Annotated in this window: 9 protein-coding genes; 3 read left to right on the forward strand and 6 right to left on the reverse strand. The window is 47.8% G+C overall.

The features are described 5' to 3' along the window. Window positions 1-197: 197 nt before the first annotated feature. Window positions 198-1,199, reverse strand: a complete 1,002-nt coding sequence (locus ACO6VE_RS02170) for a C2H2-type zinc finger protein (RefSeq protein WP_422459482.1) — start codon at window positions 1,197-1,199, stop codon at window positions 198-200. Between the two features lie 435 nt (window positions 1,200-1,634). Between ACO6VE_RS02170 and nrdD the strand changes: the two genes are divergently transcribed. Beyond that, a complete protein-coding gene (gene nrdD / locus ACO6VE_RS02175; RefSeq protein WP_422446491.1) occupies window positions 1,635-3,767 on the forward strand; it encodes an anaerobic ribonucleoside-triphosphate reductase in 2,133 nt (710 codons plus the stop codon). 67 nt (window positions 3,768-3,834) lie between these two features. Then, window positions 3,835-4,317: an anaerobic ribonucleoside-triphosphate reductase-activating protein gene (gene nrdG, locus ACO6VE_RS02180; protein WP_422459484.1), complete on the forward strand. Its 483-nt coding sequence runs from the start codon at window positions 3,835-3,837 to the stop codon at window positions 4,315-4,317. Window positions 4,318-5,719: 1,402 nt separating this feature from the next. Here the strand turns inward: nrdG and ACO6VE_RS02185 are convergent. From ACO6VE_RS02185 to glyA, 4 genes are all read right to left on the reverse strand, one after another. Next, window positions 5,720-6,343 (reverse strand): LysE family translocator, encoded by a 624-nt coding sequence (locus ACO6VE_RS02185; protein ID WP_422459578.1) that lies wholly within the window; start codon window positions 6,341-6,343, stop codon window positions 5,720-5,722. A 39-nt stretch (window positions 6,344-6,382) separates the two neighbouring features. Next, on the reverse strand, window positions 6,383-7,066 hold the full coding sequence (locus tag ACO6VE_RS02190) for a zinc metallopeptidase (protein WP_422459486.1): 684 nt from the start codon (window positions 7,064-7,066) through the stop codon (window positions 6,383-6,385). Beyond that, window positions 7,067-7,528 (reverse strand): transcriptional regulator NrdR, encoded by a 462-nt coding sequence (gene nrdR / locus ACO6VE_RS02195; RefSeq protein WP_101746570.1) that lies wholly within the window; start codon window positions 7,526-7,528, stop codon window positions 7,067-7,069. A 413-nt stretch (window positions 7,529-7,941) separates the two neighbouring features. After that, a complete protein-coding gene (gene glyA, locus ACO6VE_RS02200) occupies window positions 7,942-9,207 on the reverse strand; it encodes a serine hydroxymethyltransferase (RefSeq protein ID WP_269673157.1) in 1,266 nt (421 codons plus the stop codon). Between the two features lie 522 nt (window positions 9,208-9,729). Here glyA and ACO6VE_RS02205 point away from each other — a divergent pair. Next, window positions 9,730-10,716: an SET domain-containing protein gene (locus ACO6VE_RS02205; RefSeq protein ID WP_422446499.1), complete on the forward strand. Its 987-nt coding sequence runs from the start codon at window positions 9,730-9,732 to the stop codon at window positions 10,714-10,716. 49 nt (window positions 10,717-10,765) lie between these two features. Here the strand turns inward: ACO6VE_RS02205 and ACO6VE_RS02210 are convergent, their stop codons facing one another. Further along, complete coding sequence (locus ACO6VE_RS02210; RefSeq protein ID WP_422446501.1) at window positions 10,766-12,169, reverse strand: SET domain-containing protein; 1,404 nt, start codon at window positions 12,167-12,169, stop codon at window positions 10,766-10,768. Between the last annotated feature and the right edge of the window lie 190 nt (window positions 12,170-12,359).

Consider the following 12,359-nt stretch of genomic DNA (forward strand, 5'->3'; position numbering starts at 1 on the left):
TGTCCAGAGGACAGCGACTGGGAGCCTGTCGGACTTAGCGTCCGTAGCGAGGATTGCGAGAAATTGAGGATAAAAATTTCTGCTTCTGAGGAGAATAGCGAGGCTATTTGACGAAGAAGTAGGAATTTTTAGACCAATTTATCGCAACCGCAGTAGGACAGTCTTAAGTCCGACAGGCTCCTAGTATTTCCTGATGGTCAGGTTGATGACAGTTCAGCCAGTGTCTGCAAGTGGCGTTTAGATTTCTGGTGCTTTGTTAGATCATTTTTTATTGCATAGCTTATTTCGCACACCTCACACTTAAAGGGCTTCTCACTGGAGTGGAGGCGGCGGTTGTGGTCAGTCAGGCCACTTTTCTGGATATAGCTTTTATCGCACAACTGACACTTATAGGGTCTCACGCCGGCATGGATACGGGTATGCAATTTCAGGCCACGGGCTTCACTGAAACTCTCTTTGCACACCCCACACTTAAAGGGCCTCGCGCTGGAATGGGTGCTGGCATGTCTTTTCAGGCCAGCGCTTTGGGCAAAGCCCTTGTCGCATAGCTCACACTTATAGGGTTTCTCGCCAGTATGGGCGCGGGTATGTATTTTCAGGCTAAAGGCATACCCGAAGCTCTTTTCGCATACATTACACTTAAAGGGCTTTTCGCCAGTGTGTACACGACTATGTTCTTCCAGATCCCACTTTCGTTTATAGCGCTTGTCACATTGATTACACTGAAAATACTTCTTGACAGTGTGCAAGACCTTTGTTGAATTTTCTATCTGAGCATCCGGTTCATTCAGTTTTGTTTCTATGGAAATATCAATATTGCCAGATTTATTACAATTTTCGTGGTTCGAAAATAGTGGGCGTTTATTTCCTTCGCTATTAGCAGACGTAGAGACAATATCATCAAACTTAGGAAACATTGGAGAAGTCTTCTCCATTACTGAGCGAATGGGCGAATCAAAAATATCTTTTCGTTTGATCATTTCAGTAACATAGCCAGAACCAGCCGATTCAGTTGCTTTAACTTTTTTATCATAAAAAAGTCCACTGCTTATTCCAATCTCTTTTGTATCACATGGTGTTTCAGTGAGCCAACCAAAAGTATCAGGGGGAAAAAAAAGGTAATTAGAAAATGGATTCATTTTTTTGTACTTTATTACTAAATTGTTTTCATTAGATTCAGTGTTTGACCACTTTTCCAAGAAAAAATTCCTCCATTCCAAAATTTTTTAACATTTTATTCAATACCGACTCTGAACCAGGAAAGCGTTGCCGAATGGCGATGAAGTGCGCTTGCCATGCTGCACCTGTTTTGCACAGTCGCAGTCATTTTCCTCTTGATATGAAAATATTTCGGCATATACCTGCAAAATGCTATTTCCAGTAGGCCCATCGTGTTTAACCACACAGTATGCAAGGCTTTCCCTGTCAGTAACTCCTGACTTCCGAATGAAAACCGTGCTTTCCCCAGCAGATTTACGTTTTGTCAATATTGCAGAATCAAACAGTTTAGTAGATCATAGCCGCCGCAAAACACCACACCATATAGTGCCAACCAGGCACGCATACCACTACCTGTAGATATTCCTCCCGAAAAGGCGCAATATCTCATTACTCTATTTGTCCGGAGACCCACCATGACTGAGATCATCAAACGCGATGGTTCACGCCAGCCTTTTGATGCACCACGCATCGTAAAAGCCGTTGCCAGCGCCCTCAATGATGCTCAGATCAAAGACCATGACTTTGCTGAGTACGTTGCGAAAAAAGTAGCCAGCACCGTGGAAGGTCTGGAACTGGTGGATATCTATGATATTCAGGATCAGGTAGAGCACCTGATGATGAGCAGCGAATACCATAACGCTGCCCGCAAATACATTGAATATCGTCAGATCCGGGATATTGAACGTGAGTCTCGTAATGCCCTGAGCCGGGACATTCTGAGCATTATCAACCAGGATAATGAAGAGCTGCTCAACGAAAACGCCAACAAAGACAGTAAAATCATCCCCACCCAACGGGACCTTCTGGCCGGTGTGGTCGCCAGGCACTACGCCAAACAGCATATTCTGCCAAAGCATATTACTGCGGCCCATGACCGTGGCGAAATCCATTACCACGACCTGGACTACGCGCCCTTCTTCCCAATGTTCAACTGCATGTTGATCGATATTGAAGGAATGATGACCAACGGTTTCCGCATGGGTAATGCGGAAATTGAAACGCCCAAATCAATCACTACCGCAGCGGCCATCACAGCCCAGATCATTGCCCAGGTTTCCAGCCATATCTATGGCGGCACCAGTATCAATGAGATTGACCGTATTCACGCACCTTACGTACGCAAAACCTTTGAAAAGCACCTGCAGCAAGGTATGCGCTGGATCCATGATGAAGGGAAAGCCCGTGAATACGCTATGGAAATGACCGAAAAGGATTGCTATGACGCCTACCAGGCACTGGAGTATGAGGTAAATACCCTGCACACCGCCAATGGTCAGACGCCGTTTGTCACCTTTGGCTTTGGTCTGGGTACCAGTTGGGAAGAGCGCCTGGTGCAGCAGTCCATTCTGAAAAACCGGATTCGCGGTCTGGGCAGAAACTGCAAGACACCGGTCTTTCCAAAACTGGTCTTTGCCATCAGAAAAGGGGTGAACTTCAGCCCTGAAGATCCGAACTACGACATCAAGCAGCTGGCACTGGAGTGTGCCAGCAAACGGATGTACCCGGACATTCTCAACTATGACAAGCTGGTTGAAGTGACCGGAAGCTTTAAAACACCCATGGGCTGTCGTTCATTCCTGGGGGTTTATGAAGAAGACGGCAAGATGATTCACGATGGCCGTAATAACCTGGGGGTCGTCTCACTCAACCTGCCCCGCATAGCAATTGAAAGTAAATGCAGTGAAGAGACCTTCTACCAGCTGCTGGAACAGCGTCTGCAGCTGGCGAAAGAAGCCCTGATGACCCGGATCCAGCGTCTGGACAGTGTCCGTGCACGGGTAGCGCCGATTCTTTATGTGGAAGGTGCCTGTGGTGTTCGCCTGAAGCCCGATGACAAGATCAGCGATATTTTCAAAAATGGCCGCGCCTCCATCTCCCTTGGCTATATCGGTATCCATGAGACGATCAATGCCCTTTATGGTGGCAAAAATGGTTCTGGTGATCTGTACGACAGTGAAGAGCTGCGCCAGAAAGCCGTTGCCATTGTGGAAACCATGCGTGCCGCGGTGAATAAGTGGAAACAGGAAACCGGCTACGGTTTCAGCCTCTACTCAACCCCGAGTGAAAGCCTGTGTGACCGTTTCTGCCGTCTGGACAAAAAGAAATTTGGTGTTATTCAAGGCGTGACTGAAAAAGGCTACTACACCAACTCTTTCCATCTGGATGTGGAAAAGAAGGTCAACCCATACGACAAGGTCGACTTTGAACAGGTATACCCCAAACACGCCAGCGGTGGCTTCATCTGTTACGGTGAGTACCCGAACATGGTCAACAACCTGAAGGCTCTGGAAAACGTTTGGGACTACACCTACGACAAGGTCCCATACTACGGCACCAATACACCCAATGACTCCTGCTACAGCTGTGATTATGAAGGTGAGTTCAACGCCACCAGCCGTGGTTTTGAGTGCCCGCAGTGCAAAAACCGTGACTCCGACAAGATGTCCGTTACCCGTCGTGTTTGTGGCTACCTGGGTCAACCGAACAGCCGCCCGTTTATTAAAGGTAAGCAGGAAGAAGTGGTTCGTCGGGTGAAGCACCTCTGATACGGCTGCCTGTTCCCACGCTCTGCGTGGGAACAGGCACCACAGGTACCATGGAAAAGCAAAGAGCATGAACTATCTCCAGTACTATCCAATCGATGTGGTCAATGGTGAAGGCACCCGCTGCACCCTGTTTGTCAGTGGCTGTGAACACCGCTGCCAAGGCTGCCATAACGCCACCACCTGGGATGCCCACAAGGGAACCCCTTTTGACCAGGCCATGGAAGACCGGATTATTGCCGACCTTGGGGATTCCCGCATCAAACGGGATGGGCTGTCGCTGTCCGGCGGAGACCCACTGTTTCCCGGCAATCTATCCGGCATACTGAAGCTGGTTCAGCGGGTAAAAGCCGAATATCCGCAGAAAAATATCTGGCTCTGGACTGGCTACACGCTGGAAGAGCTCAGCCAGGCTCAACAAAACGTTGTGCAATACATTGATGTGCTGATTGATGGACGTTTTGAGCTGGATAAGAGAGATCTGTCACTGCCCTGGCGGGGTAGCAGCAATCAGAGAATAATTGATATTAATACTCCGAGACAGATTACTTAAAGAAAATGGAACTTTGGGATCAAAATTTAGTCTATTGGTAGTAAATCAAGAATTTAAATACCAAAATATGTTTCCCAATTCCAGTTTAAATATCGCTTCTAACAATATTGCTCCTGACAGTATTGCTTCTAACAGTACTGCTTCTAACAATATTGGACGATCTAATGAAGACTCGAATACTGATGCCCTGGCTTCATGGCTGGATCGTACCTTACAGGCCGTTTTTGAGGCTGACCCCAACATACCCAGAACCATAACTTATGAAATGAGAGCAACTGATGGTGCCTACCTGCGCGGAACCCGCCATTTATTAAATCCTGTTGCTCCCATGCCAGAATCTACTGCTGCACAAAACCCGGAACCTGTTCCACAACAAGAAACGTCGGATGCAAGTAAGGCTCAACCACCCACCGATGCACAATGCTCTGTCTGCCTGAGTGATTTTCAAAGTGCACCAGAAGCAGCATTTATCCCCGGATGTGAAACAGCAACGTGGATTCACTCTGACTGCCTGGCACAGCACACTCAATATCGAATCGCAGACCCCATAACAAATGATGAAACAAATGGCGTTGGCATAGCCTGCCCAACGTGCGATTCGTCCAAACACCACTCCATACCCGTCGACAAGCTTGCTCAACAGATATCATCCCCGGAATGTTTGCAGATGCTGCAAGATTTCCACCTGCAATCACAACTCCGAATTTTTGCCCGGGATCCGTTTTCCCCATTGCTTGGCCCTGTAGTGACAAAAAATGCTACATGCCGAGACTGCAATGAACAGTATTTTGTCAATCTGAGAGAGCCTGAACAGGCTGTAATCAGCTGCTCTGGACAAATTTACAAACGCAATATTGGTTACGTACCCTGTACTCGCAAGTTTTGCGCAAACTGTGAAGAAAAGCCCCATTTCAATAAGAGTTGTGATGAAGCACATATCATAAATCAGGAACAGCGGCTTTCTGATTTGAATGCAAAACTGCAGGTCTACCAGATGGCCCAGGCGGATGACAGTAAATTCAGGCCATGCCCGAAATGTGATAACCTCATTGAGAGATCTTCAGGCTGTAATCACATTCGACGGTCAGGCCTCCATGCACGTCAGAATGCAGCCGCAGATGCCAGTTTTTGTGACCATGACATTTGCTTTGAGTGCCTTAAAGATTGGAATGAGGCAGAACGTATTCAAAAACGAGGCATATTCAAAGTAAAATGCCATGATTTTTACCATTGTAATGACGCCGGGAACCGTCAACATCTTTACGCCAGAAAAATTGCGGATTTAAACCAGGACATTCAAATTCTGAGAGGGAGGAGAGCTCCACAACCCCCCTTACACAGATTAAACAGATTTTTCTCTGGCAACAGATCCTCCGCTGGCAGTTGATTTATTCTGCCAGATTTAACCAACCGCCAGCCAGATACCCACCCCCATCATCAGAGAACCGGCAACCCGGTTCAACACCCGGACATTACCGCTTTTCTGCAGAAAATGTCGCAGCGTTCTGCCACCGGCTGCGTATATATTCAGGCAGATAAATTCAATAACCAGAATAATGGCCACCAGAATAATCAGCTGTGGAGTCAGCGGCTGATCTGCTGAAATAAAGGGTGGTAGCAATGAGATAAAGAATGCCCATCCTTTGGGATTCGCTACCGCAGTAAAAAACCCCTGAATCATAAGCTCTCTGGCACCCGTCTCTTTTGGTTGCAGCCCCTCATGAGGAATGGCCATTTTCCCCCTGGACAACCACATCTGCCCCCCGAGGTAAAACAGATACACCCCCCCCAGCCATTTAAACACCGTAAAAGCGGCTGGATAGTTCAGCATCACCGCAGCCACACCGACCACGGCAAGCACGGCAATAAGCCCAACGCCCAACAGTTCTCCCAACATCATCCACAGCGCCCGGCGAATACCCACAGTCATACCCAGCGTCATGGCCAGGGTCATGCACATGCCCGGGGTGGCAGACACAAATAAAAACGTAGGAACAAACAGAACCAGCAGGGATAAATTGACCATATTTAACTCAATTCCAAAGGCATCCATTTGCCCAACGGCTTATCGTCTTAAAATAGCTATCCATCGTCCGATATTCAGCAAGCTTGCCAGTGCCGCAGCAACATAGGTCATTGCCGCGGCTTTCAGGACCTTTCTCGCCCCCGGTAGATCGTCTCTGGCAAGATACCCTTCCTCCAGAATTGGCAGGGCCTTGTTAAAACTGGCATCCATCTCAATGGGCAGGTTCATCAATTGCACCCAGAGTGAGGCAATCATCCCGGAAGCGCCCAATAGCAAAGTGATCAGGGTACTCTGGGGAAGCCGGGTGAATAAGAAAATAAAAGGCGTCACCATCAGGGCCATAACGCTGAACCGCTCAATCATCATGGCCATTTTTACCCGCTTCTGACGGCGCATAAACCCGGGGTGCTGCTCCTGATGCTGCAAGGCATGGCTGACTTCATGGGCAGCAACGGCAACAGCAGCGATGGTTTTCCCCCGATAGTGCCATGAGGAGAGCGAAACTACCCGGTTTTCCGGATCATAATAATCCTCACCTTCCTGACCTTCACGAACGGATACGCCATCCAATTGGAATCGTTCAATCAGGTGCTGTGCCAGCTCGCCGCCGGTGCCCTGAAGATCCGGTCGGTCTTTACCATATTTACGGAACGTATGCCTGACCCAGAACTGGGGACCAAAAACCAGGACCAGAATCACCAGCAATAACAGAATCAGAGGCATTTAATCCCGATCCTCAGTCTCCAGTCGGTCGATCTCTTCCCGAAACTCATTCAGATCCTTGAAATGACGATAGACGGAAGCAAAACGGATATAGGCCACCTCATCCAGCTGCTTTAATTCGCGCATAACCTCTTCACCCAGAATCCGGGAACTGACTTCCCTCTCCCCCATGGCCCGCAGGCGATGAGTAATGCGGCTCACCGCTTCTTCCAGCTGCTCAACGCCTACCGGCCTTTTTTCCAGGGCACGGGACATGCCCGCCCGCAGCTTATCTTCATTAAAAGGTTCACGGGTACCATCCCGTTTCACCAGCCTCGGCATCAGCAGTTCTGCTGTTTCATAACTGGTGAAACGTTCAATGCAGGACAGGCATTCGCGACGCCTGCGCACCTGGCTGCCTTCTGCAACCAGACGCGAGTCGATCACTTTTGTTTCAGCAGCACCACAGAATGGACAATGCATTGAGCAAATTAATCCTTGAGTTTTTGAGGGGATCAGGGGACACCATTTGCTATAAGTAGTTAACCAAATGAAATCATATATTTCTGACTAAGTTGTCAGTCACTCTGCGGCGTTGCAACTCCGGTCACATAGCTACGGCTATGCTCCCTACGTTGCGCCTTGCATAGCAACTGCCCACTTAGCCAGAAATATACGATTCCATTTGGCCAACTACTTATGTCCCAAAGCAATGATAACCAGCTGCGGTTTTATTACAAGTTCCCGGTTTCTGCCCGTATATCAGAACCCGGAGGGGTTTCAGCGACTGAAACATTCAAGATAGAAAGCCGCTTTTACCTCAGGGAACTCTATAAAAAAGCCGCTGACCTTGCACACATTCAAGGCACAGCGGCTTTCTGTTACCACCCAGACAGTTACTTGTAAACCGGAAGACGCGAACAGATTTCCAGCACTTTGGCTTTCACTGCTGCTTCCACCTGTGCATCACCGGAACCATCGCCCAGGGCGTCCAGGACATCGCAGATCCAGCCAGCCAGGGCTGCTGAGTCTTCTTCATTAAAGCCGCGACGGGTAATAGCCGGAGTACCGATACGAAGGCCACTGGTTACGAAAGGTGAACGAGGGTCATTAGGCACCGCGTTCTTGTTCACCGTGATATTTGCACGGCCAAGGGCCGCCTCGGCATCTTTACCGGTGTATTCCTTACCGATCAGATCCATCAAGAACAGGTGGTCATCGGTCCCACCGGAAACGATATTGATACCCCGCTCCATCATCACCCGGGTCATGGCCCGGGCATTCTCGACCACCTGGGCCTGATAAGTCTTGAATTCATCAGACATAGCTTCTTTGAAGCAGACAGCCTTGGCAGCAATCACATGGCACAGAGGACCGCCCTGGGATTCAGGAAAGACGGCAAAATTCAGTTTCTTGTTCAGCTCTTCATCTTCAGCGGCCAGAATCAAACCACCGCGCGGTCCACCCAGGGTTTTGTGAGTGGTGGTGGTGACCACATCAGCAATGCCCACTGGCGAAGGATAAACGCCCGCAGCCACCAGCCCGGCAACATGCGCCATGTCAACCAGGAAGTAAGCACCGACCTTATCGGCAATATCCCGAAAACGCTGCCAGTCAACAATCCTGGAGTAGGCAGAAAAGCCACCAATAATAAGTTTGGGTTTATGCTCCAGGGCAAGGCGCTCAACTTCTTCGTAATCCAACTCACCGGTATCAGGCGTAATGCCGTACTGCACTGCATTATAGATTCGTCCGGAGGAGCTGACGCTGGCACCGTGGGTAAGGTGGCCACCATGGGCCAGACTCATGCCAAGAATCGTATCACCGGGCTTCAGCAGCGCCATGAATACCGCCGAGTTGGCCTGGGAACCCGAGTGCGGCTGAACGTTGGCGTAGCCTGCGCCAAACAGTGCCTTGGCACGATCAATGGCCAGCTGCTCAACCACATCAACGTGCTCACAGCCGCCGTAGTAACGTTTGCCGGGATAGCCTTCAGCGTATTTGTTGGTCAGCGCACTGCCCTGAGCTTCCATAACTCTTGGACTGGCATAGTTCTCGGAAGCGATCAGCTCGATATGTTCTTCCTGACGCAGGGTTTCTGCATCAATAGCCGCCTTAAGCTCCGGATCAAATTCAGCGATGGTCATGTCCTTTGTGAACATTCATTACCTCGGTTGCCTGTTAACAGCCCGCCGAGGAGACTGTCGGACTTAAGACTGTCCTACTGCGGTTGCGATAAAATGGTCTAAAAATTCCTGCTTCTTCGTCAAATAGCCCCGCTATTCTCCTCAGAAGCAGAAATTTTTATCCTCAATTTCTCGCAATCCTCGCTACGGACGCTTAAGTCCGACAGGCTCCAAGAGGCTGTGAAATGCCTGGATATTGGTGGTGAAACGCTATTCTAATACAGCCCGCAGGAAATCGGCAGTAAAAACCACTCAATGTCCATGATGAACACCCTGTTTAACGCCTCTTTTACGCAAAGACAGGCCCAAAGGATTTTTGGCTCAGGAATGGCTCAGACGCCGTGCATTCGGCCCGCTCCCGGAACTGTGTCTTAGCAACAACGTTACCACCCCTGGCAGATAATCCAGCGAAATAATAAAAAATGCTGACAAACATTTTGAACCAGCAGTTAACTTCTCTGTCGAATAGATCCAACTCTACAAAAAACACGCCACAACATGATACCAGCAATCTGTTCACCCAACAGGACTGAACCACCCGTTGAACCCCCTGCACTTCACCGTTTTGGCATTGATTCCGAAGCCAAAGAGCACTGCTTCAACCGGTCAGTTGCCAGAGAGCCTCCTCACGAAAATTTTATACGTGATGAGATTCTGGATGATTTACAAACCATCCGGAGCGTCAGAACAATTACTACTGTCAATGCGACAGAACTCACGTTATTTCAAAATAAAGAGACGATTACCAGAATACGAAAGCTGAGAGACATGACCAATCTTGCCTTACTTCGGTTACAAGACACAGAAAACACGCAGGTGACTGCATTTACTCCCCCGGAGTCGCCTGTCTCGTTGCTTGCCCATGAAGTCGGGGCCGCCCACGGTTCTGACCACGGTAATCGCCGCAAACTCAGGGCACGGATCCAGGCCAGCACTCACGGTGTTGTCCACGGGACCGGCGTTGTGGCGAAAAAGCGGTTCAAAAAAGGTCAATTCATCTCTCTGTATCACGGCCCACTGATATTCCGAATAAGAAGCCGACAGTCGGGCCAGCAACAAAAATTCAATGTATTCAAACTGGAACAGGGTAAAAAAGGGCCTGTTCCCCGATTTATGGAGAAAGATACTTTTGCTGCCTGGTCTGGCATTTTTCTCAAGTATTCCGGAACGCCCGGCATTGAGATTGGCCGTGATGCTGTCGGCCCCATTCGATATCTGAACCACTCCAAAAATGCCAATGTAAAAATCATCACACCCCGGGTATTGAGTAGATTTCCAGTTAATCAATGCGATCAGATTCTGTTAAGGGTTACTGCCCTGAAAGACATTGCCCTCGGAGAAGAACTGCTATTCGATTACGATCCGGGCCTACCAGAGTCAGAGATTGACTTTACGCTATCAACAGTAGAAAAACCCGGGCAAAAGAGTGCAATAGCTATTCATAATACTGTCAGGAAGGTTTATCAAAAAACGGTAGCAGGCTAAATGCCTGCTACCGGCAACGGTTTATTAATAGCACCTAACCAATTTCATGTTACTTAAAGGAAGCGAGATGTTTTTTTAAGTCATCAATATTCATCCAGGTTTGCTTACCGTTAAACATTGAACCCATTAAAAACTTTTGTAGCTCATTAATATTTTTCATTGTTAACTTATCCATATCTTTGCTTAGTTCAATTTTTAATGAAGACAAAAAAGAAGCAATATCTTCCAAAATTGACGGGTTATTAGATAAAATTATATTCAGTAGTTTTTTATTATTGTCATCCAGACCTGCCTTCAATTGTTCAAGTCTTATCGGATGAAGTGTTTTGCCACGAATACCCTGAATTTTATCCATGATATGACCGACTTGAATATCAAGTGATTCTGGCAGATCAACTTCTTTTTCCTTTGTTTTTGCCGACCTTTTCCTCCCACCCTTTAGACATTTTTCGTTCAGCTTTTTAACTCTCTGGATTATTTTTTCTCTTTGATTTTTGTCTGCCTTATTATCTACTGACGAGATACTGAAGTCTATTTCAGAGTCTTCCTGATTTGTATCATAATCAAATAACAGCTCTTCTCCCTTCTTAATATCTCTCAGGGCTACAACCGTCAGCTTAAGAGTTTCCCGGTCACCCCACGCTAACGAGTCCACATTTGTACAGCTGATCATTACATTGGGTTGCTTGGAGTGATTCAGGAATCGGATATCATGTTCACAGTCACGGCCAAGCTCAATGACAGGTACGCCAGCTTGGGCAATAGTAACGTTCGACCATGCAACATAAGTGTCGTTTTCCAGGATATTAACACCCGCAGTGTCAGCATCGCCCGGGGCCTTGATGGTAAAGACAACATATTTGCCATTTTTCGGATTAATGGTTCTGAACACCAATGGTCCATCGTAAGGGCATATTATCTGTTCCGCTTTGAAGTTTTGGTTAGCAATGACGCCGGTACCATGTACAACACCTTCTGTTGACCTTATGCATGGGGGAGGGAGATCGGTGCCCGGGGATGTTGGTGTCATTGCCCTTTCTGAAACAGGAGAGTCCGGGGAATACACCACCTCTTGACCATTAACAACCGTGATCCCGGCACCCTGATTTAAACGTTGAATTTGTTCGTCAACCGTTTTTCTGAGAGTTAACAATTGGTTTGTAATTCCTGAATAATCTTCCCAGGGAACTAATTCGATATTTCTGGCGCGTAAAAGAACCATTAAATAACCAAACACAGCTTCCATATCATTAAGGCAATTGTTGCAGCTGGGTGGCCGGGAATTAACGGAAGGCTGGGCGCTATTAACAATTGCTACATTCCTTTCAACCTGATCGAGTCGCATTTTTTTTGCCGGGGAAGGGGTACTTTCTGTTAAATCAGATTTTTCCTCTCTTGAGTAAGATGGACCCTTTGTCGGTGTTTGGCCAAACCCGATTCCAGATGGAAGCATTGATTTTATCCTTCATGGTTTTATTGGTATTCCACTTTTTCTGACCATAAAAACAGCTTTTAGTTCAAAAAATATCTCTATTATACTTTTTGATTTTTAGACCAATTTATCGCAACCGCACGACTGCATGGATGCAGGAGCCAGGGCAACGCAGGAGCAGTTGCCGCGTAGGACAGTCTTAAGTCCAACA

Source organism: Endozoicomonas sp. ALB115 (assembly GCF_049310245.1).
In the GTDB taxonomy this organism is placed as follows: Bacteria; Pseudomonadota; Gammaproteobacteria; order Pseudomonadales; family Endozoicomonadaceae; genus Endozoicomonas.